Source organism: Castellaniella sp., from assembly GCF_049671645.1.
Classification (GTDB): Bacteria; Pseudomonadota; Gammaproteobacteria; order Burkholderiales; family Burkholderiaceae_B; genus Castellaniella.
Genome location: NZ_JBATVG010000016.1, coordinates 82,961 through 104,767 on the forward strand (window position 1 = coordinate 82,961; position 21,807 = coordinate 104,767).

General features: G+C 66.4%; 18 protein-coding genes. 2 read left to right on the forward strand and 16 right to left on the reverse strand.

Annotated features, from left to right (window positions below; genetic code table 11):
• Positions 1–68: 68 nt before the first annotated feature.
• On the forward strand, positions 69–536 hold the full coding sequence (locus WBG56_RS07865; RefSeq protein WP_424266982.1) for a DciA family protein: 468 nt from the start codon (positions 69–71) through the stop codon (positions 534–536).
• A gap of 105 nt (positions 537–641) precedes the next feature.
• On the opposite strand, the gene lpxC is transcribed toward WBG56_RS07865, so the two are convergent.
• From lpxC to mraZ, 15 genes are all read right to left on the reverse strand, one after another.
• Positions 642–1,565, reverse strand: coding sequence for a UDP-3-O-acyl-N-acetylglucosamine deacetylase (gene lpxC, locus WBG56_RS07870; protein ID WP_424266984.1), 924 nt, complete (start codon positions 1,563–1,565; stop codon positions 642–644).
• A gap of 232 nt (positions 1,566–1,797) precedes the next feature.
• Positions 1,798–2,973, reverse strand: a complete 1,176-nt coding sequence (gene ftsZ / locus WBG56_RS07875; protein ID WP_424266986.1) for a cell division protein FtsZ — start codon at positions 2,971–2,973, stop codon at positions 1,798–1,800.
• Between the two features lie 71 nt (positions 2,974–3,044).
• A complete protein-coding gene (ftsA, locus tag WBG56_RS07880; RefSeq protein ID WP_424266988.1) occupies positions 3,045–4,271 on the reverse strand; it encodes a cell division protein FtsA in 1,227 nt (408 codons plus the stop codon).
• Positions 4,268–5,071: a cell division protein FtsQ/DivIB gene (locus WBG56_RS07885; protein ID WP_424266990.1), complete on the reverse strand. Its 804-nt coding sequence runs from the start codon at positions 5,069–5,071 to the stop codon at positions 4,268–4,270. The genes ftsA and WBG56_RS07885 overlap by 4 nt, the downstream gene beginning before the upstream one ends.
• Before the next feature lie 9 nt (positions 5,072–5,080).
• Entirely contained in the window at positions 5,081–6,028 is a 948-nt protein-coding gene (locus tag WBG56_RS07890; RefSeq protein WP_424266992.1) for a D-alanine--D-alanine ligase, read from the reverse strand.
• Positions 6,025–7,431: a UDP-N-acetylmuramate--L-alanine ligase gene (murC, locus tag WBG56_RS07895; RefSeq protein WP_424266994.1), complete on the reverse strand. Its 1,407-nt coding sequence runs from the start codon at positions 7,429–7,431 to the stop codon at positions 6,025–6,027. Before murC ends, WBG56_RS07890 begins: the two co-directional genes overlap by 4 nt.
• A complete protein-coding gene (gene murG / locus WBG56_RS07900) occupies positions 7,428–8,501 on the reverse strand; it encodes an undecaprenyldiphospho-muramoylpentapeptide beta-N-acetylglucosaminyltransferase (RefSeq protein WP_424266996.1) in 1,074 nt (357 codons plus the stop codon). The genes murC and murG overlap by 4 nt, the downstream gene beginning before the upstream one ends.
• Complete coding sequence (gene ftsW / locus WBG56_RS07905; protein WP_424266998.1) at positions 8,498–9,691, reverse strand: putative lipid II flippase FtsW; 1,194 nt, start codon at positions 9,689–9,691, stop codon at positions 8,498–8,500. Before ftsW ends, murG begins: the two co-directional genes overlap by 4 nt.
• Positions 9,688–11,214 (reverse strand): UDP-N-acetylmuramoyl-L-alanine--D-glutamate ligase, encoded by a 1,527-nt coding sequence (gene murD / locus WBG56_RS07910; protein ID WP_424267000.1) that lies wholly within the window; start codon positions 11,212–11,214, stop codon positions 9,688–9,690. The genes ftsW and murD overlap by 4 nt, the downstream gene beginning before the upstream one ends.
• The gene (gene mraY, locus WBG56_RS07915; protein ID WP_424267002.1) at positions 11,211–12,383 is read right to left on the reverse strand and encodes a phospho-N-acetylmuramoyl-pentapeptide-transferase; all 1,173 of its coding nucleotides are present in this window, start codon (positions 12,381–12,383) and stop codon (positions 11,211–11,213) included. Before mraY ends, murD begins: the two co-directional genes overlap by 4 nt.
• On the reverse strand, positions 12,373–15,159 hold the full coding sequence (murF, locus tag WBG56_RS07920; protein WP_424267004.1) for a bifunctional UDP-N-acetylmuramoyl-L-alanyl-D-glutamate--2,6-diaminopimelate ligase MurE/UDP-N-acetylmuramoyl-tripeptide--D-alanyl-D-alanine ligase MurF: 2,787 nt from the start codon (positions 15,157–15,159) through the stop codon (positions 12,373–12,375). Before murF ends, mraY begins: the two co-directional genes overlap by 11 nt.
• Positions 15,156–16,892 (reverse strand): peptidoglycan D,D-transpeptidase FtsI family protein, encoded by a 1,737-nt coding sequence (locus WBG56_RS07925; RefSeq protein WP_424267006.1) that lies wholly within the window; start codon positions 16,890–16,892, stop codon positions 15,156–15,158. The genes murF and WBG56_RS07925 overlap by 4 nt, the downstream gene beginning before the upstream one ends.
• On the reverse strand, positions 16,889–17,185 hold the full coding sequence (gene ftsL, locus WBG56_RS07930) for a cell division protein FtsL (protein ID WP_424267008.1): 297 nt from the start codon (positions 17,183–17,185) through the stop codon (positions 16,889–16,891). The genes WBG56_RS07925 and ftsL overlap by 4 nt, the downstream gene beginning before the upstream one ends.
• The gene (gene rsmH / locus WBG56_RS07935) at positions 17,182–18,231 is read right to left on the reverse strand and encodes a 16S rRNA (cytosine(1402)-N(4))-methyltransferase RsmH (protein ID WP_424267010.1); all 1,050 of its coding nucleotides are present in this window, start codon (positions 18,229–18,231) and stop codon (positions 17,182–17,184) included. Before rsmH ends, ftsL begins: the two co-directional genes overlap by 4 nt.
• Positions 18,232–18,240: 9 nt before the next feature.
• Positions 18,241–18,669, reverse strand: coding sequence for a division/cell wall cluster transcriptional repressor MraZ (mraZ, locus tag WBG56_RS07940; RefSeq protein ID WP_424267012.1), 429 nt, complete (start codon positions 18,667–18,669; stop codon positions 18,241–18,243).
• 394 nt (positions 18,670–19,063) lie between these two features.
• On the opposite strand from mraZ, the gene WBG56_RS07945 reads away from it, so the two are divergent.
• On the forward strand, positions 19,064–20,413 hold the full coding sequence (locus WBG56_RS07945) for an ABC transporter substrate-binding protein (RefSeq protein ID WP_424267014.1): 1,350 nt from the start codon (positions 19,064–19,066) through the stop codon (positions 20,411–20,413).
• A 178-nt stretch (positions 20,414–20,591) separates the two neighbouring features.
• Here WBG56_RS07945 and WBG56_RS07950 read toward each other — a convergent pair whose 3' ends face one another.
• Positions 20,592–21,797 (reverse strand): branched-chain amino acid ABC transporter permease, encoded by a 1,206-nt coding sequence (locus WBG56_RS07950; RefSeq protein WP_424267016.1) that lies wholly within the window; start codon positions 21,795–21,797, stop codon positions 20,592–20,594.
• Positions 21,798–21,807: the final 10 nt, after the last annotated feature.

Sequence of the window (21,807 nt, forward strand, 5' to 3'; positions counted from 1 at the left end):
GCTAGAATGTCCGGACGGCTTGACCGCCCCTGGTATCCTGATCCATCTTTTCATCCATTCCTTCCTTCATGTCATCGGCCTCGCACCACCGCAGCCGTTCATCCGGGATCCCGGCCCTGAGCTGGCTGAGCCACCACCCCCAGGGGGCGCGTCTGCTGCAGACGGCGCACGAACTGCTGGCCCTGCAGACAGAGCTGGCGCGCATCCTGCCGCCCGCCCTGGGTCGCCGCATCCAGGTGGCCCGTGTAGATGGACACCAGATCACGGTCATGGTTCCCGGCCCGGCGCATGCCGCCCGCCTGCGCCAGCTGACGGACGACACCGCGCACCGGTTGAGAGACGCCGGCTGGCCGGTCGATACGATTGTCGTGCGGATCGACGCCGCCATGGGCCGCGGCGGGACACAAAAGCCCACTCGGGAAACCCAGCCCCTGAATGAACAGGCGCTGCAGTCGTTCGAGGATCTGCAGCAGCAACTGGCCCCCAGCCCCCTGGCCGATGCCATTGCGCGATTGCTGCAGCATCATCGCCGCTGATCCGACAGGGGATCCCTGAGCAAGCCGTCGCGCCATGCGCACCCGCGGATTCAGGCGGTCTGCCGCGTTGCTCGCGCACCTCGCCGCGGGCAAGCGGTTCGGATTTCAGGCGAACTGCCAATCGCGGGTATAGGCCGCCGGCGCGGTTTCCGGCGAATCGTAGCTGACGAGTTCCCAGCAATCCTGCTGGGCAAGCAAGGCCCGTATCAGCTGATTATTCAGGCCATGGCCCGATTTGCAGGCCACATAGCGAGCCACCAGGGGCTTGCCGGCCAGGTACAGATCCCCGATGGCATCGAGGATCTTGTGTTTGACGAATTCGTCGTCATAGCGCAGGCCATCGGCATTGAGCACGCGGTATTCGTCCATGACGATGGCATTGTCCAGGCTGCCGCCCCGGGCCAGGCCCATGGACCGCAGGGCCTCGACTTCGCTGGCGAAGCCGAAGGTGCGCGCCCGGGCGATGGTCTTGACGTAGGAATCGCGGGCGAAATCGACCTCGGCCCGATTGGCCGTGGAATCGATGGCCGGATGGCGGAAATCGATGGCGAACGACAGCGCGAAGCCATCGTAGGGTTCCAGCCGCGCCCATTTGGCGGCAGGGCCTTCGCCCTCGCGGACTTCGACAGTTTTCAGCACCCGGATGAAGTGTTTGGCGGCCGGCTGTTCCTGCAGGCCGGCGCTGCGCAGCAGATAGACGAAGGTGCCGGCGCTGCCATCCATGATGGGGACTTCCTCGGCATCCAGGTCGATGTGCAGGTTGTCGACCCCCAGCCCGGCCAGGGCGGACATCAGGTGTTCAACGGTGGACACGCGCACCGATCCTTGCTGCAGCACCGAGGCCATGCGCGTGTCGCCCACGGCATCGGCGCGAGCGGGCAGATCGACGATTTCGGGGAGATCGACGCGATGAAACACGATCCCGGTATTGGGCTCGGCGGGGCGCAGCGTGATCTCTACACGGCGGCCGGAATGCAGGCCAACGCCTTTGGTGGAGATCGCTTGTTTGAGGGTGCGCTGTAAGAGCATGAGATTTCGTGGTCGACGGCAGCTGCCCTGCGGCCGGGAACCCGGCAGACACGGCTAATCCTGCCATTGTAACGGCTCTACGGGTTTTCCACGACTTTAATTGTGCAAACGACTGTATGCGGACGAAGCCGACATGCGAAGGCGCACCCGCCCCCAGGGGAAGGGGCGAATGCGCCAGGCGCCGCGACCGGCGTGACAGCAGCCGCGATGTGAGGTAATGCGGACTACGCGGTCAGTCGGCCTGTTTACGCAGGAAAGCCGGAATGTCGAAATGATCCATGCCGGCGCCTTCCAGCGCTCGCACCTGGGCCGATGCGTTGGAACGCGGATTGCGGATGACCGAGGGCACGTCCGTCCCCGAAAAATCATGACCCATGTGGATCGGCTGATTATCGGTGCCGGTGCGCTGCGCCTCGACCGGGTGCGGAACCAGGGTCGGCTTGGAAGCCGTCACGGAAGCCCCCAGACCGGTGGCCACTACGGTCACACGCAGGTTTTCGCCCATGGCATCATCATAGGCCGTGCCGAAGATCACAGTGGCATCTTCCGAGGCGTAGCTGCGGATGGTGTCCATGATTTCGCGGGTTTCGCGCATTTTCAGCGAACGGCTGGCCGTGATGTTCACCAGGATGCCCCGAGCGCCATGCAGATCGACGCCTTCGAGCAAGGGGCAGGCGATGGCCTGTTCGGCTGCGATCCGCGCGCGATCGGCGCCGCCCGCCATGGACGTGCCCATCATGGCCTGCCCCTGTTCGCCCATGATCGTCTTGACGTCCTCGAAGTCGACGTTGACATTGCCTTCGACGTTGATGATCTCGGCGATCCCGGCGCAGGCATTGTGCAGCACGTCGTCGGCCGCCTGGAAGCAATCTTCCTGGGTGGCGTCCTCGTCCATCAGCTCATACAGGTTTTCGTTCAGCACCACGACCAGGGAATGCACGTGCCGGGACAGTTCGCGGATCCCTTCCTCGGCCAGGCGCATGCGCTTGTTGCCTTCGAACACGAACGGCTTGGTCACGACGCCCACCGTCAGGATGCCCAGTTCCTTGGCGACTTCCGCCACCACCGGACCCGCGCCCGTGCCGGTGCCGCCCCCCATGCCCGCGGTGATGAACACCATATGCGCACCGCTCAACGCCGTGCGGATCTCCTCGCGGGCCGTCTCGGCGGCCGCGCGCCCCTGGTCGGGCTTGGCGCCCGCGCCCAGGCCGCTGCGGCCCAGGCGGATCTGCACCGGGGCCTCGCTGGCCAACAGTGCCTGGGAATCCGTGTTGGCGCAGATGAACTCCACGCCCTGGACCCCTGAATGGATCATATGGGCCACGGCATTGCCGCCCGCCCCGCCGACGCCGACCACCTTGATCACCGTCCCGTTTCTGCTGGTATCCAGCATTTCAAAATTCATCATGGTTGACTCCCTCACATACGGAAAAACAGAACAATCCCCTGATGATCCATGGCTGCCCGCCTGACGGCGGGTCAGTTCATGAACCACTCCTTCATGCGCGTCAGAATGGACTTGACTGCCCCCTTCTGTTGCGCCACTTTGCGACCGCGCGCCCGCTGCATGCGGGCCTCGGTCAGCAAACCCATCACCGTCGCGAAGCGCGGATTGCGCATCACGTCGGCCAGACTGCCTTCATACATGGGCACGGCCACCCGCACCGGCTTGAGGAACACGTCCTCGGCCAGCTCGACCATGCCCGGCATGAGCGCCGTCCCGCCGGTCAGCACGACCCCGGACGACAGCAGTTCCTCATAACCGGACTCGCGCACCACCTGCTGCACGAATCCGAACAATTCCTCCATGCGCGGCTCGATCACCGCCCCCAGGGCCTGGCGCTTGACGCTGCGATTGGGGCGATCCCCCAGGCCCGGCACTTCGATCATTTCCTCGGCATCGACCAGGATCTGCTTGGCCACGCCGTAGCGCAGCTTGATCTCCTCGGCATCCGGCGTGGGCGTGCGCAGCATGGCCGCGATGTCGCTGGTGACCTGGTCGCCGGCGATGGGAATGACCGAGGTATGGCGGATCGCGCCGCCGGTGTAGATGGCGATGTCGCTGGTGCCCCCGCCGATGTCCACCAGCACCACGCCCAGTTCCTTTTCGTCGGCCGTCAGGCACGACAGGCTGGAGGCCAGCGGCTGCAGGATCAAGTCCTGCACTTCCAGGCCGCAGCGGCGCACGCACTTGACGATGTTCTGGGCGGCGCTGACGGCCCCCGTGACGATGTGCACGCGCACTTCCAGGCGCATGCCGCTCATGCCGATGGGCTCGCGGATGTCTTCCTGGGCGTCCACGATGAATTCCTGGGTCAGCACATGCAGCACCTGCTGGTCCGTGGGAATGTTGACGGCCTTGGCCGTCTCGATCACGCGGGCCACGTCGGTCGCGGTGACTTCCTTGTCCTTGACCGCGACCATGCCGCTGGAATTGAAGCTGGTGATGTGGCTGCCGGCGATGCCGGTATAGACCTCGCGGATCTTGCAGTCGGCCATCAATTCGGCTTCCTCCAGCGCCCGCTGGATGGAATTGACGGTGGACTCGATGTTGACGACGACGCCCTTGCGCATCCCTTCGGACTCGTGCTGGCCCAGGCCCAGCACTTCGAAGCCGCCGTCGGGCAAAATCTCGGCCACGACGGCCACCACTTTGCTGGTGCCGATATCGAGTGCAACGATCAGGTCTTTGATGTCACGGGTCATGGTTTGGGCGATCGTGAAGAAGCAGAGGTTTCAGGGGCCAGCGTGATGGCGAATCCGTTCGGATAGCGCAAATCGGCACTGGCGATCATTCGGTTGCCCAGGCGCTGGGACAGGGCCGGCCATGCCTGGACAAAACGTTCAATGCGGGCGGCAAAGGGCAATGCCCCGGAACGGCCATGCGGGTCGGCCACGTCGGCGGCCGGATCGCGGCCCAGCGTCAGCCGCACGCCGTCGGACAGGGACACTTCCCAGGCATAGCGCGGCGACAACGTGGCCTCGCGCACGCTCAGGCCCAAAGGCGCGAACCAGCGGGCGATTTCGGCGTAGCGTTGCACGACCAGGCGTTCGGAATTGCCGGGCCCGTTCAATTGCGGCAAATGCAGGTCGTCCGGCAATTCGCCGGGGTTGGCGGTAAAGGCCTCGCCCCAGGTATTGATCATCTGGTTTTCGTTCCAGAGCGCCAGGGGCTGCTGTTCCTCGATGCGCACCAGCAAGGTGGACGGCCAGACACGCCGGATCGCCGCATGCCGCACCCAGGGCACGGTCTCGATGCGGCGGCGCACCTGATCCAGGTTCAACAGGAAGAAATTGCCCCGCACCTGACCCGCCAGCGCCGTCTGCAGACTGGTGGGGCTGACGTATTGCAGATTGGCGCCGGCCATCGGAGCCAGCTGGATCTGCTGGATCGAGAAATAGGGACGCCGGACCACCCAGGTCAGGGCGCCCGCGACCATGGCCAATACCGCCAGCAAAGCCAGCAGATTGGCGATCAGATTGGTCAGACGGGCGTCCGCGAACACATGGGGCTCCTAGTGGCCGGCGGGGCGGCGCACTTTGCAGCGCGCCGTCGCCAGAATCTCGATGCACAACCGGGCGTAGCTCATGCCCAGGGCCTTGGCCCCCATCGGCACCAGCGAATGGCTGGTCATGCCGGGGGACGTATTCATTTCCAGCAGCCAGGGCCGGTCCTGCGCATCCAGCATCAGATCCGCCCGGCCCCAGCCCTCGCAACCGAGCGCGCGATAGGCCCGCACCGACAGATCCTGGATCTCCCGGCTCAAGGCCTCGGGCAAATCGGCGGGGCAGACGTACCGCGTGTCGTTGGACACGTATTTGTGCTCGTAGTCGTAATTGCCCTGGGGAGCGATGATCTCGATGATCGGCAAGGCCCTGGCGTCGTCGCCGCGGCCCAGCACCGGCACGGTCAGTTCGCGCCCCTGGATGAATTGTTCGGCCAGCACCTGTTCGTCATGCTGGCAGGCCAGCGCCAAGGCCTCTGGCAGCTGGTCGGCCGACTGCACGCGGGTCACGCCCAGCGTGGACCCTTCATGCGGCGGCTTGACGATCAGCGGCAAGCCCAATTCCCCGGCCAGCGCCGCCGGATCGGCCTGGCAATCCAGCACGGCGAACCGCGGCGTCGGCAGACCGTGCTGCAGCCACAGGCGTTTGGTGGCGATCTTGTCCATCGCCAGGCTGGATGCCAGCAGCCCGCTGCCCGTATAGGGGATGCCCAGCAACTCCAGCGCTCCCTGGATGGTGCCGTCTTCGCCGAAACGGCCATGCAGGGCGATGAAGACCCGGTCGAAACCGGCGGCAGCCAGTTCGGCCATGCTCTGGCGCCCGGTATCGAAGAGATGGGCGTCCACCCCGGACTCGCGCAGGGCCGCGCACACGCCCGCCCCCGACATCAGAGAGACTTCCCTTTCAGCGGACAGCCCGCCATACAGCACGCCCACCCGGCCGAAGGTCTGGTTCATAGCGGGCTCCCCAATTGCGCGGGGACCCGGCTGATGGACCCGGCCCCCATGATGATCACCACATCGCCGTCACGGGCGAAATCCTGGATGGCGCCGGCCATGTCGGCCACCTGCTCGACGAAGACCGGCTCGACCTTGCCCGCCACGCGCAACCCCCGGGCCAGCGCCCGGCCGTCGGCGGCGATCAGCGGCGCCTCGCCGGCCGGATAGACTTCGGTCAGCAGGACCGCGTCCGCCGAGCTGAGGACGCGCACGAAATCCTCGAAGCAGTCGCGTGTCCGCGTATAGCGGTGCGGCTGGAATGCCAGCACTACCCGGCGGTCCGGCCAGGCGCCCCGGGCGGCGGCCAGGGTGGCGGCCATCTCCACCGGATGGTGGCCGTAGTCGTCGACGACGGCATACGTGCCGCCGCCACTGCGCTCCGACACAGGAAAATTGCCGATCTGCGTGAAGCGCCGCCCCACCCCCCGGAACTGCGCCAGGGATTCGACGATGGCGTCGTCGGGCACGCCCAGCTCGGTCGCCACGGCGATCGTCGCCAGGGCATTGAGCACATTGTGGCGGCCCGGCAGGTTCAGGCGCACCGCCAGCGGCGGCAAGGCGCCCTGCAGGCTCTGGCGCTCCACGGTGAACGCCATCGTGGCGCCCTCGGCGCGCAAGTCATGCGCCCGCACCTGGGCCGGCATATCGATGCCGTAGGTGGTGATGGGGCGCGACACGAAGGGGATGATCTCGCGCACATTGGAGTCATCCAGGCACAGCACCGCGCTGCCGTAGAACGGCAGACGCTGGGTGAACTCGACGAAGGCGCTTTTCAGGCGCGCCACGTCATGACCATAGGTATCCATATGGTCAAGATCGATGTTGGTGACGATGGCCATCACCGGCAACAGATTCAGAAAGGACGCATCGGATTCATCGGCCTCGACGACGATGTATTCTCCCTGGCCCAGCCGGGCGTTGGCGTCGGCGGCGTTCAGCCGCCCGCCGATCACGAAGGTCGGATCCAGGCCGCCGGCCGCCAGCACGCTGGCGACCAGGCTGGTGGTGGTGGTCTTGCCATGCGTGCCGGCCACGGCGATGCCGCGCTTCAGGCGCATCAATTCGGCCAGCATCAAGGCGCGGGGCACCACGGGAATATGCGCGGCGCGGGCGGCCAGGACTTCCGGATTGTCGGCATGAATGGCGGTGGACGTGACGATGGCCCCGGCCCCCTGGATATGTTCGGCCGCATGGCCGATGGCGACCCGCGCGCCCAAAGCGGCCAGGCGTCGGGTGACGGCGGTTTCCTGCACGTCGGACCCGCTGATGGCATACCCCAGATTCAGCAGGACCTCGGCGATGCCGCTCATCCCGGCGCCCCCGATACCGACGAAGTGAAGGTTGCGTATCCGGTGTTTCATGCCGATTCCTCTTTGGTATGGACGCAGGCTTCGGCAATCAGCTGCGTAGCGTTCAAGCTTGCATGTTCGTGGGCGTGGACAGCCACGGCGGCCAGTTCCGGGCGCTCGCAGGCCGACAGCCAGTCGGCCAGGCGGCCCGCGTCCAGATCGGCCTGCGGCATCAGCCAGCCGCCGCCACATTCGGACAGATAACGGGCGTTGGCCGTCTGGTGGTCGTCGATGGCATGAGGCAACGGAATGAAGACCGCGGCCACCCCGACGGCCGCGACTTCGGCCACCGTCATGGCGCCCGCGCGGCAGATCACCAGATCGGTCTCGGCCAGGGCCTGCGCCATGTCCTGGATGAAGGCGGACACCTGCGCCTGCAGCCCCAGACGGTCATAGTGCTGGCGCACGGCATCCGCGTGGCGTTCGCCGGCCTGATGGTGGACCTGCGGACGGCGGTCGGCCGGCATCCGCGCCAGGGCCTCGGGCACCAGTTCATTGATGCGAGCCGCGCCCAGGCTGCCGCCCAGCACCAGCAGGCGCAGCGGTCCCTGGCGAACCGCGTAGCGCTGGGCCGCCGGCTCGACCGCCAGCAAATCCCCGCGCACCGGATTGCCTACCATCAAGGCCGTCGGCAAGGCGCCCGGAAAGCCGGTCAGCACCCGGGCCGCCAGGCGCGCCAGCAGCCGGTTGGCGGACCCCGCCACCGCATTCTGCTCATGAATCACCAGGGGGATTCCGCCGAGGCGGGCCATCAGCCCGCCGGGCACGGCGGCATACCCGCCCATGCCCAGCACCACGTCCGGACGACGCTGGCGCAACAGCCGGCGGGCCTGCAGGCAGGCGGCCGCCAGCGTGAACGGCAATTTCAACAAGGCAAGCGGGCCTTTGCCGCGCACCCCGCCAAAACGCAGGGGCAGCAATTCAATGTCCTGCGCGGGGACCAGGCGCCCTTCCATGCGGTCCGGGTTGCCCAGCCACAGCACCTGCCACCCCAGGGCCTGCAGCGCCTTGGCCACGGCCAGCCCCGGCATGATGTGCCCGCCCGTGCCGCCCGCCATGATGAGGATCACAGGCTGTGTCATCGCCGCTTCCCCCGCATCATGCAGCGCGTCTCGTAATCCACGCGCAGCAGCAAGGCGATCGCCACCAGATTCAGCACGATGCCCGAGCCGCCGTAGCTGACCAGCGGCAGGGTCAGGCCCTTGGTCGGCAGCAGCCCCAGGCACACGCCGACGTTGATGAAGGCCTGCACGCCCATCCACAAAGCGACCCCCTGGGCGGCCAGGCCGTCGAACACACGGTCCAGCACCATGGCCTTGCGGGCGATTTCAAACCCGCGCAAGACAATGAAGACGAAGACTGCCACCAGGCACATCACCCCGACGAAACCCAGTTCCTCGCCGATCACGGCCACGATGAAGTCGGTATGGGCCTCGGGCAGGTAGTGCAGCTTCTCGATGCTGGCGCCCAGGCCCACGCCGAACCATTCGCCGCGCCCCAGGGCGATCAGGGAATGGGACAGCTGATAGGCGCTGCCATAGGCGTTGTCCGGGTTCCAGGGATCCAGATAGACGAACAGGCGTTCCCTGCGCCACGGCGACAGCCAGATCAGCAGCAGGAAACACGACATCACCGCCGTCAGCAGGGTGGTGAACAATTTAAGATTGATGCCGCCGATGAACAGCACCCCGACGGCGATCGCGCCGATGACGATGAAGGCCCCCAGATCAGGTTCCATCAGCAGCAGCAGGCCGAGCAGCGCCAGGGCCATCGCCATGGGCAGGAAGCCGCGCAGGAACCCCTGCAGGTGCGCCTGCTTGCGCACCACGTAATCCGCGGCATAGAGAATCACGGCGAATTTCATCAATTCCGAAGGCTGGAAATTCAGCGGCCCCAGCGGCAGCCAGCGGCGCGCGCCGTTGACCTCGCGCCCGATGCCGGGCACCAGCACCACCAGCAGCATCAGCAGCGCCAGGGCGAACAGCGGCAGCGCCAGTTTCTGCCAGACCCTCATCGGCACGCTGGCCGTGAACAGGGCGGCCAGCAGGCCGACGAGAATGAAGACCGCGTGGCGCCCGACGAAATAAAAGCGGCCATAGCTTTCGTAGCGCGGCCCGTCCGCCAGCGCGATCGACGCGGAATACACCATCAGCAGGCCGAACAGCACCAGGGCGCTGATCGCGACGATCAGGCTGACGTCCACCGTCGGCATGGTCGTGCGTCCCGGCCGCACGGCATTCAGGCTGGCGCTGAGATCCGCGATCACGCTCATGCGACCTCCCCCCGATCCGACGCCAGATCGCGCACGGCCTCGACGAAGCACGCGCTGCGGTGGACGTAATTACGGAACATGTCCATGCTGGCGCACGCCGGCGACAACAGCACGGCATCGCCCGGCAGGGCCTGTTCCAGGCCTTCGCGCACGGCCTGCTCCAGCGTCTCGCAAGCCACCAGCGGCACGTCGCACCCGGCCAGGGCCTGGCCGATGAGAGGGCCGTCCTGGCCGATCAGCATCACGGCCCTCGCATGGGCGCGCACCGCCCCCGCCAGGGGAGAGAAGTCCTGGCCCTTGCCCAGCCCGCCGGCGATCAGCACCACCGGGCGCCCCAGGCCCTGCAGGGCGGCCAGGGTGGCGCCCACGTTGGTGCCCTTGCTATCGTCGATGAAATCGATCCCGGCAATGGTCTGGATGAATTCGGTGCGATGCGCCTCGCCGCGATAGTCGCGCAAGGCATGCAGCATGCGGGCCCAGTCCAGCCCGATGGCGGCGCCCAGAGCCAGGGCTGCCAAAGCATTGAGCGCATTGTGCCGGCCCCGGATCTGCAGGGCGTCGGCGGGCATCAGCGCCTGCGCCGCAGCCTGAGGCCGGGCCGGCGTTTCAGCCGCTTGCCGCGTCTTGCGGCGCGGCGCGGCGGGATCCGTCTCGGCGGCCGGCGCCGACGCCAGCCAGGCGAGGTCATGCTGAATCAACAGCCCCAGATCGCCCGCCAGCGCAGGCGCATCCGCGCCGAAGCTGCGCACGTCTGGGGCGGCCAGATCCTGGACCATCGCGCGCACCCGCGCATCGGCGCGATTCACGACGCGCACCTTCGCCATGTCCAGCAGCCGCGCCTTGGCGGCGGCATAGGCCTGCATGGTGCCGTGCCAGTCCAGATGATCCTGGGTGACGTTCAGCACCACGGCGGCATCGGCCATCAGTGAACGGGTGGCTTCCAATTGGAAGCTGGACAGTTCCAGCACCCAGACGTCCGGCAGATCGTCGTTTTGCAAGGCCTCCAGCAGGCTGCCCAGGGCGGCCGGACTGATGTTGCCCGCAGCCCGCGCCCGCATTCCGCAGCCCTGCGCCAGATGGCGCGTCAGCGATGTGACGGTGGTCTTGCCGTTCGTCCCGGTGACGGCCAGCACGGCAGGCGTGTAACCCTGCGGCCGCAGGTCCGCCAGCGCCCGGGCGAAGAGCTCGATCTCCCCCAGGACATCGATGTCGCGCGCGCGGGCGGCGGCCAGCAAGCTGGCGACCGGTTCGTCACGCGGATTCAACCCCGGGCTGAGCACCAGCGTTCCCACGCCATCCAGGGCGGCGGCATCCAGAGCCTGCGGCCCCAGATGCAGATCGGCGACAATCCCCGCATCCCGCAGGGCGGCCAGCCCGCCGGGCTCGGCGCGCGTATCCAGCACGCGCAACGATGCACCCTGGGCGGCGCACCAGCGGGCGGCGGCGACGCCGGTTTCCCCCAACCCCAGGATCAGGGTCAGGCCGTCGCGGCGCAGAGAGGGGAATTGGTAGGCGGCGCTCATCGCAGCTTCAGGCTCGACAGCCCGATCAGGACCAGCATCATGGTGATGATCCAGAAACGGACCACCACCTGGGTTTCCTTCCAGCCGCTGACCTCGAAATGATGGTGCAGCGGCGCCATGCGAAAGATTCTCCGTCCTTCGCCGTATCGTTTCTTGGTGTATTTGAACCAACTGACCTGTAGCATCACCGACAGGGTTTCCACCACGAACACGCCCCCCATGATGAAGAGCACGATTTCCTGGCGCACGATCACCGCGATGGTGCCCAAGGCGCCGCCCAGCGCGAGGGCGCCGACGTCGCCCATGAACACCTGGGCGGGGTACGTGTTGAACCACAGGAACGCCAGCCCGGCCCCCGCGATGGCGGCGCACAGCACCATCAGTTCGGAGGCGCCGGGAATGTAGGGGAACAACAGATATTTGGAATAGTCCACGCGGCCGACGACGTAGGCGAAAATCCCCAGCGCCGAACCGATCATCACCGTCGGCATGATGGCCAGGCCGTCCAGACCGTCGGTCAGGTTGACGGCATTGCTGGTGCCCACGATCACCAGCCAGGTCAGGGCCACGAAGCCGAACACCCCCAAGGGATAGCTGACGGACTTGAAGAACGGCACGATCAGGTCGGCCCGCGCCGGCAGGGGCATCGAAAAGCCGCTGAGCACCCAATCGCGGAACAGCGGCCACAGGTCGGTGTTGGCCGGCACCGCGACGGCGAAACTGAGATAGACGGCCGCCACCGCGCCGATCAGCGCCTGCCAGAAGAATTTCTGGCGGGCAGGCATGCCTTCCGGGTCGTGGTGCACGACCTTGCGATAGTCATCGGCCCAGCCGATCCAGCCGAAGCCGAACGTCACCAGCAGCACCACCCAGACGAAGCGGTTGGTCCAGTCGGCCCACAACAGGGTGCTGATGCCGATGCCGATCAGGATCAAGGCCCCGCCCATGGTGGGCGTGCCGTTTTTCTGCAGGTGGGTCTGCGGCCCGTAGCTGCGCACCGCCTGGCCGATCTTCAGGGCCGTCAAACGGCGAATCAGCCAGGGACCGGCCAGCAGGCCGATGGCCAAGGCGGTCGCGGAGGCCAGCAAGGCCCGGAACGTAATGTATTCGACCACGCCGAAGGCGCGGAAGTGGTGATCGGCCAGCCAGCGCGCCAGTTCAAGCAGCATGATGGCCCTCCTCGGCGGCGCCGTTGGCATGCAGGGACTGCACCACGCGCTCCATGCGCATGCTGCGCGAGCCCTTGACCAGAATGTGCGCTGGCCGGGCGGCCAGCAGCACGGGCAGCAGGGCATCGAGCGTGTCGAAGGCTTGAGCCCCGTCGCCGAAGGCCCGGACCGCTTCGCGGCAGGCCGTTCCCAACGTCAGCAGCACGTGCACCCCGCACTGCCGGGCATAAGCCCCGACTTCGGCATGCATGGCCGGCCCCTGATCGCCGACCTCGGCCATGTCGCCCAGCACCAGAATGCGCCGGCCATCCAGGCCCGCCAGCACATCGATGGCCGCCCGCACGGAATCGGGATTGGCGTTGTAGGTATCGTCGATGAGCTGGAAGCCGTCGGCCAGCGCCTCCGGCCGCATCCGGCCGCCCACCGGCGCAAAGGCCGTCAGCCCTGCCACGATGGCCGTCAGCGGGGCTCCCGCCGCGCTGGCGCAACTGGCCGCGGCCAGGGCATTGCGCAGATTGTGCCGCCCCGGAGCATGCAAGGTGACGGCGGCTGCATCGCGGCCCACGTGCAGGCGGAATTCGGTGCGGTCGGTCCCCGCGCGGATCTGCGCGGCATGGACAGTCGCGGTCTCGGCGAAGCCGAAACGCCGCACGGACCGATCGCCGGCCAGTTCCTGCCACAAACCGCCATAGGCCTCGTCCGCCGGGAAGACAGCCACGCCGTCGGGGGGCAAGGCCTGCAACACCGCGCCGTTCTCGCGCGCCACCGCGTCGACGGAACTCATGAATTCCTGGTGCTCGCGCTGGGCATTGTTGACCAGCGCCACCGTGGGTTGGGCAATGGCCGCCAGCACGGAGATTTCGCCGGGATGATTCATCCCCAGTTCCAGGACAGCGGCGCGATGATGGCTGCGCAAGCGCAGGACCGTCAACGGCAGGCCGATGTCATTGTTGAAATTGCCCCGTGTCGCCAGACGCCCTTCCTCCCCCCACCAGGCGGCCAGGATGGCGCTGATCATTTCCTTGGTGGTGGTCTTGCCGTTGCTGCCGGTCACGGCGATCACCGGCAGATCGAACAGCCCGCGCCACACAGTGGCGATGCGGATCAAGGCCTGATGGGTGTCGCCCAGCACGATCTGCGGCAGCGCGGATTGAGGCACGGCTTGCGCCACGATAGCGGCGCGCGCGCCCGCCTGCGCGGCGGCATCCAGATAATCGTGGCCGTCGAACTGTTCCCCCCGCAGGGCCAGGAACAAAGCGCCGGCCGGCAGGCTGCGCGTATCCGTGGACAGCGCGGCGCCCTGTTGCCAGCTCAATGCGAAACGGGCCCATTCCCGATCGTCGAAGGCGCTGCGCGCGTGCTGGACTTCCTGATAGGTTTCATGCCCCTTGCCGGCCAGCAGCACGACGTCGCGCTCGCCCGCCCGCCAGATGGTGTCCAGAATGGCCTTGGCCCGGTCCGCCTGCACGGTCGGGCGGACCGGCATGCCCGCCACGATGGCCTCGATGATGGCATCGGGCGCTTCCGTGCGCGGATTGTCCGTCGTCACCACGACCGCATCCGCCAACCGCGCGGCCGCCGCGCCCATCAAAGGACGCTTGCCGACATCGCGATCGCCGCCGCAGCCGAACACGCACAGCAGCCGCCCGCCGCGTTCCTGCGCCACCGGACGCAAGGCCAGCAGCACGCGCTCCAGCGCATCGGGCGTATGCGCGTAATCCACCACCACCAGCGGCTGCGGCCGGGCGGCGCTGGCGCCGCTCATGGCCGAAACCACCTGCAGTCGTCCCGGCACGGGATGCAGCACCGCCAGCGACCGGGCAATACGGCTCAGGCCCCAGCCCAGCTCGCGCAGAACCCCCGCCACCAGCAGCAGATTGGAAATATTGTGCTCGCCCACCAGGTGGGTCAGAATCTGAGCGCGCCCGTCGGGCGTCACCAGATTGAAGACCAGGCCATCGGCGCCATGCTGGATGTCCTCGGCCCGGAAAGCCGCCGGCTGGCCGCCTTGCAGGCTGTAGCCTACCCGGTGCCCGGACGGCGCCGCGCCGGCCAGCAGTTCCATGCCGGCGGCATCGTCGGCATTGATGACGGCGCTGCGCAGGCCGGCCCGCGAGAACAGGGCGAACTTGGCCTGTTTGTAGCGTTCGACGGTGCCGTGATAATCCAGATGATCGCGTGTCAGGTTGGTGAATCCGGCCACCTGGATGCGCACCCCATCCAGGCGCCCCTGCTCGATGCCGATGGACGAGGCCTCGATCGCGGCCGCCTGCCCGCCCGCACGCACGATGGCAGCCAGGCTGCGGTGCAGGGTCAGCACATCGGGCGTCGTCAGCACGCCGCCCAGATTGCGGCCGTCGGCCAGCGTCACCCCCAGGGTGCCCACCGTGCCGCAGGGCATGTCTTCGGCATTCAGGGCGTCGGCCAGCCAGCGCGTGGTCGAGGTCTTGCCATTGGTGCCCGTGACCGCGATCACGGCCAGGGCGTCGGACGGCCGTCCGTACCAGAGATGGGCGATTTCACCCAGCAGGGCGTTCAGGCCGTCCACGGCCAGGACCGGAATCTGTCCGGGCAGCGCCTGCGAACCGCCGGCGCTGCAGACGATCGCCGCCGCGCCAGCCGCCACCGCCTGATCCATGTAGGCGCGGCCATCGGTGGCGATCCCGGGACAGGCAAAAAACACATCGCCCGGGCGAACCTGCCGGGAATCCAGGCACAGATCCGCCTGGCGCTCGACCCGCTCGTCCAGCCAGGTCAGAATGTCTATCGTATTCATCGTGTGCGCCCCCCCTGATCCGCCACAGCCACCAGGGAATCCACCGGAGCATCGGGCCGTACCCCAAGACGGCGCAGGGTACTGGAAACAATATCGGAAAATACGGGTGCGGCCACGGCGCCGCCATAATACCCCCCCGCGCTCGGTTCATCGATCGACACGGCCACCACGACGCGGGGATCGGACACGGGAGCCAATCCCACGAAAGACCCCCGATATTTGGTCTTGCTGTACTGCCCGTTGACGATCTTGCGGGCCGTCCCGCTCTTGCCCGCCACCCGGTAGCCCTGCACCTGGGCACGGCGGGCCCCGTCCGGCCCGGCGGCGGCTTCCAGCATGCCGCGCATCAGTTGCGTCACCTGGGGGGAATACACCTGGACGCTGGTGGGCTGCCCCTCGCGCCGCAGGAGCGACAGGGACACCATGTCGCCATTGCGCGCAAAGGCCGTGTAGGCATGCGCCACCTGGATCAGCGACACCGACAGGCCATAGCCATAAGCCATGGTGGCGCGCTCGATGGGGCGCCACCGCTGCCAGGGGCGCAGACGTCCCGATGCCATGCCCGGAAAATTCGTCTGCGGCACACGGCCGAAGCCCAATTCGGAAAACTTCGTCCACATGTCCCGCGAGTCGAGCAATTCCGAAATCATCGTCATGCCCACATTGCTGGAATGCTGGATGATGCCGCCCACGTTCAACACCCCGTAATGCCCGACATCGGAAATCAAGGCGCCCTGATAGCGGTAGCGGCCATTGCCAGTGTCAAAGCGCGTGCTCGTGGTGATCTTGCCTTCGTCCAGCGCCAACGCCGCGGTGAACGGCTTCATGATCGACCCGGGCTCGAAGGTATCGGTCATGACCCGGTTGCGCAGGGCCTGCCCGGTGCGCTGCAGCGTATCGTTGGGGTCATAGGACGGCAGATTGACCATGGCCAGGATTTCACCTGTGCGGGCATCCAGGACGATGGCCGCGCCGGCGCGCGCCTTGTGCTGTTCCAGGGCGGCCTTCAGGGCGGTATACGTGTCGAACTGGATACCGGCGTCGATGGACAACTGCAGATTCTGCCCGTCGACCGGAGGCACCACGGCCTGGACGTCTTCCACGACCCGCCCCAACCGGTCCTTGATGACGCGCCGCGACCCCGGCTGACCGGACAAGCGATCATTGAAGGCCAATTCGATGCCTTCGATGCCCCGGTCTTCGATATTGGTGAAGCCCACGACATGCGCCATGACCTCGCCTTCCGGATAATAGCGGCGCGTTTCGGGCAACTGCTGCACACCGGGAATCTTCAGGCGGCGAATCTGGTCGGCCACATCCAGCGCCACCTGGCGCTGCAGGTAGACGAAATTCTTGTCCTCGTCGCGAGTGCGCTGGCGGATGTCGTCCGCCTTCATACCCAGCAAATTGGCCAGCGCGCCGACCTGTTCGTCCGAGGCCTTGTGGAAATCTTCCGGAATCACCCAGATGGCCCGGGCCGGCACGCTGGATGCCAGCACTACCGATCCGTTCCGGTCGAAGATCTTGCCCCGCGACGCCGGCAGCACCAACGTGCGCTCGTAGCGGCGTTCGCCCTGGCGCTGCAGGAATTCGTTGGACAGGATCTGCAGATTCAACGCCTTGGCCGCCAGCGCGACGAAGCCGAGCATCAGCACGATCACGACCAGGCGCGCGCGCCAGAAGGCCGGGCGCGTGGACAGGACGGGGCTTTCATGGAAGCCGAACCGCTTCATGGCCGCCCCCCCGCCGGTGTCCGCCCCGCCGCCGGTTCCTGCAGATAGATCGTGCGATCCGGCGTCACGGGGACCAGGTGCAGTTCGGTGCGGGCCAAGGAATCGATGCGGGCATTACGCGCCAGCTCGGCCCGCTCCAGCTGCAGGCGGCGCCACTCCGTATCCAGCTCGTGGGCTTGCGACTTCAGGCGTTCCGAGGCCACGAACAATTCGCGGGTCTGGAAGCGCACCGTCACCAGGGAGATGGCGGACGCCATCAGCAGCAAGGCCAGAACCAGCGTGATCCGGATCATCGGGATGGCCTCCCGCCGCGCCGGGCCGGCGCTTGTCCGGGCAGGCGCACCAGGGCGGCGGCCTGCGTCGGCGACAAGGGCTCATCGGTGCGCTGCGCCACCCGCAACACGGCCGAGCGCGAACGCACGTTGTCCCGCACTTCGGCGTCGTCAGCCTGGACGCGACCGAGCAACGTCACCCAGGGCCGGGGCATGTCTTTTTCGGGAATGGGCAGTCGGGCCTGCGCCTGGCCCGGCCTGGCGGCGGCCGCCAGGCATTGCTTGACCATGCGGTCTTCCAGGGAATGGAAGCTGATCACCACCAGCCGCCCCCCGGGCCGCAGATGGCTCAAAGCGGCCGGGAGGGTGTGCGCGAGCTGCGCAAGTTCCGCATTGATGTGAATCCGTATAGCTTGAAAGGTCCTTGTGGCCGGGTGTTGACCCTTTTCGCGCGTACGGACGACACCGGCGACGAGCTGGGCCAATTCGCCCGTGGTGCGCAACGGCCGGGATTGGCGGCCCGCAACAATCGCCTTTGCAATCTGGAAAGCAAACCGTTCTTCGCCATAATGTGCGATGACCTCCTTGATCTGTTCCTGGTCGGCTTCGGCCAGCCAGTCGGCGGCCGTCTGCCCCCGCGTCGTGTCCATGCGCATGTCCAACGGACCATCGTGCATGAAAGAAAACCCCCGCGTTGCATCATCGATCTGGGGCGACGAGATGCCCAGATCCAGCAAGACGCCATCCACGGCGGGAATAGCCAGGCGGTCGAGCTGCTCCGCCAAGGTGGCAAAGCCGTCGTGCACGACCTGGACGCGGGCGTCCGCCCGGCTCAGGTCCTGCGCCACGGCAATGGCTTCGGGGTCCTTGTCAAAGACCAGCAGGCGGGCCTGCGGCGCCAGGCGCTGCAGCAGCAAGCGGCTGTGACCGCCCCGGCCGAAGGTTCCGTCGACATACACCCCATCGAGCGCCGGCGCCTGCGATGCCCCCGAACCGCGGCCGAACACGGGGCTCAACAATGCGTCGATAGCCGGTTCCAGCAGAACGGTACGGTGGGAATACGCCATGGGCGGGACTCAGAAAGAAATCTGCTCAAGAATGGCCGGATCCAGCTGGCTCACATCCTGCAGGCTGCGGGCTTCCCACTGCTCGCGGTCCCACAGCTCGAAATGCGAGCCAAGGCCCAGCAACATGACATCGCGTGCCAACCCGGCGGCATCGCGCAATTCCGGCGCCACCAGGATGCGGCCCGCGCTGTCCATTTCGACATCCTGGGCGCTGCCCAGCAGCAAGCGCTGCAAGGGCCGCGCCACCGCCGGCAGGGCGGCGATCTGGGCGCGTTTGATTTCCCAGGTGGCGCGCGGATACAGCATCAGACACCCATCGGGGTGGCGGGTCAGAGTGAGGCATCCCTGTTCCTCGGCCAGCAGGGCGTCACGATACCGGGCCGGAATCGACATCCGGCCCTTGGCATCCAAGGTCAACGCGCTGCTTCCCTGAAACACGAGGAGGTTCTCCCACTTCATGACACAAAAATCTACTTCGCCCCACTCTACGGGATACCTGAAAGCCGGTCAAGGAGAAAATCGAAATTTCTTCAATGACAACAAGCACTTACAACTAATTTTAACAATTGGCCTATAAATAAATCGCTGAAAAATCAATGGATTGCAAACCAAACTGAAAGTCCTTTATCACCAAGAGGGTTTCCAGCCGCCGTCCGGCGCCCCGATGGAACCTGCGCCAATCCCTGATTGACAGGGGTCCTGCCAGCCGATGTAATGAAATAATGCCCGACCTCGGGCAGCAGTACCGGCACCCAAGGTGCCAGACTCGAAAGCATCCGAGCCTTTTCCGTGTTTGCCTGTCTCGTGCTAGCCAACCAAAAGGAGTCTCCTCATGTCGGATCACCCATCCCATCCCGCATCCCGCCGCCAGTTCCTGACCACATTGGGGCTCGCCGGCGGTTCGCTGGCGCTCAGCAACACCTTGCCCTTCGCCCGCGCCTTCGCGGCGGGGACGCCTCCCGCCATCAACCTGGGCCAGGTGCTGCCCATGACAGGCTCGGCTGCGGAATTCGGCCCCTACTATCGCGATGCGGTCGGGCTGGCCGTCAACCAGATCAACACCGCCGCCAAGGAAGTCTTCGGCGGCCCCATCATCGCCCACCACGTCACGGCCGACAGCGCAACCTTGCCCACCGTGGGCGTCCAGGCGGCCCGGCAGATGGTCGACACCCAGCACACGCCGGTCATCATCAATGGCTGGTCCAGCGGGGTCACGGTCGCCATCGCCACGTCGGTCACCATTCCCGCCGGGGTACTGCAGATCGGCAACGGCACCACCTCGCCGCTGGTCAGCGTGCTGCCCGCCGACGCCAAGGCCGACCTGCTATTTCGCACCAGCGCATCCGACGCCATGCAGGGCGTCGTGGCGGCCCAGTTCGTCAACGGCGAAATCGATCCGAACTACAAGTTCAAGCGCGTCTCGACCATCTACATCAACAACCCATACGGGCAAGGTCTGGCCGACGCCTTCGCCAACGCCTTCAAGAAACGCGGGGGCACGGTCCTGGCGCAGGTCCCCCACCCCGAGGAAGTCCAGCCCACCTACAAATCCATGCTGTCGCAGGCCCTGAAGGACAAGCCCGACCTGCTGCTCATCGTCAGCTATCCGGCGCACACCATCGCCATCTGCAAGGAATCCCGCGACACCTTCAATTTCACGAAGTGGCAGTTCACCGACGGCAACGCCAGCATCGACATCATCAAGGAAGTCGGCGCCAAGAACATGGACGGCCTCTACGGCACGGCTCCCGGCGAAGACACCAGCACGCAGTCCTACAAGGACTTCTCCAAGGTCTACCTGTCCACGTACAAATACGATCACTTCCCGCCCTTCACCACATGCTCTTACGATGCCGGCCTGGTGGCGGGGCTGGCCATGGCGGCTGCTGTGGCCGCAGGCGCCACGGACGCCTCGAAGATCACGGGCACGGTCCTGCGCGATGAGCTGCGCAAGGTCGCCAACCCGCCGGGGGACATGATCGACGGCGGCGACCAGGGCCGCGTCACCGACATGCTGAAGGCCTTGAAAGCCGGGAAGAAGATCAACTACAACGGGGTGGCCGGCCCCTGCGACTTCGACAAGAATGGCGACGTCATCACGCCCGTCAACATCTGGAAGTACTCGGGCGACAAGATCGAAACCGTCAAGATGGTCGCCGCCAAGGACATCCCGGCCAGCTGACCCACGCGCCGCGACGCGAAAAAGGCCTGAGCCCGATACCGGGCTCAGGCCTTTTGTTTGCTTGCTGCAGGGCCGCCGCGAGGCCGCCCTTGGGGGATGAGCCCGGGGCTCTGGGACGCGGCGCAATCCGGCATCGTTGCGTCCGATGCCCGCGCCGGCTTTCCCGGCGGGCGCTGGATCAGTCTTCCGGCACGTCCCGCAAGAACCGGGACACGCGTTTTTTCTCGGGCAGGATGCCCTGCGGCCGGAACAGCACGATCAGGGCCAGCAGCAGGCCCACGAAGGCCCAGCGCAAGAAGGACATCCGCGACGCCACATCGGGCGCGACCCCCTGCAGGGCCACCTGCAGGTAATCGGTGACGAAGCCGGTGCCGCTCCAGACCGCCCAGATGACGAACGCGCCCAGGATCGCGCCCTTGTTGTTGCCACTGCCCCCCAGCATGAGCATCACCCAGACCAGGAACGTGGCGAACAGGGGCTTGAAGTGGCTGTAGTCGATGGTCACCATGTAGGGCGCATACAGGGCCCCCGCCACGCCGATGACGACCGCGCCCAGCACAAAGGACTGGACCCGCAGCGATTTGACGTGCTTGCCATTCATCGCCGCCGATTCTTCCTCGTCCCGGACCGCGCGCAATGCCCGCCCCCAGGGAGACCGCACCATGGCTTCCAGCACGATATACACCACCGCCAGGCTGAGCGTCACGATGACCAGGTACAGATAGCTGTAATCCCGGGGCTGCAGCGTGGACAAGGCCCGGCCCACGGCGTCGGGCAGCCAGGCGCAGCCGCCCGTGTCGAACACGCAGGACAGGGGTTGCGTAATGCCCGACAGCGGCTGAGGCCCATTGGCCAGCCAGCGTTCGTTCTGGAAGATGAGCCGGATGATCTCGGCGATGCCCAGGGTGGCGATCGCCAGGAAATCCGCCCGCAGGTGCAGGATCGGTTGGGCGATCAAATAGCCCACCACCCCTGAAACGATGCCCGCCGCGACGACCCCCACCAGGAAGGGAGCGCCGAGGCCGAACCATTGCTGGGCATAGGCGGCCATGGCGCCCGAGGGCGGCAATGTGACGAACAGGGCCATGGTGAAGGCCCCCACGGCGAAGAAGCCCGCGATCCCGAAATTCAGATGGCCGTTATACCCCCATTGCGCATTCAGGCCCAGCGACAGGATCGAGTAGATCGTGGCCATGATGCAAAAGGACACCAGGTAATCCATCACGCCCGGCAACCACCCCGCGACCCCGAAAGCCAGCACGCCCCCCAGCACGATGGCTGCCGGCAACCGCATCAGCCAGCGCTGGCGGGAAAACAGCAGGCACCCGAACAAGAAAGCGGGGACCAGCAGGAAGCAGGCTTTGAGCAGGTGCGCAGAATCCATGGCGAGGTTT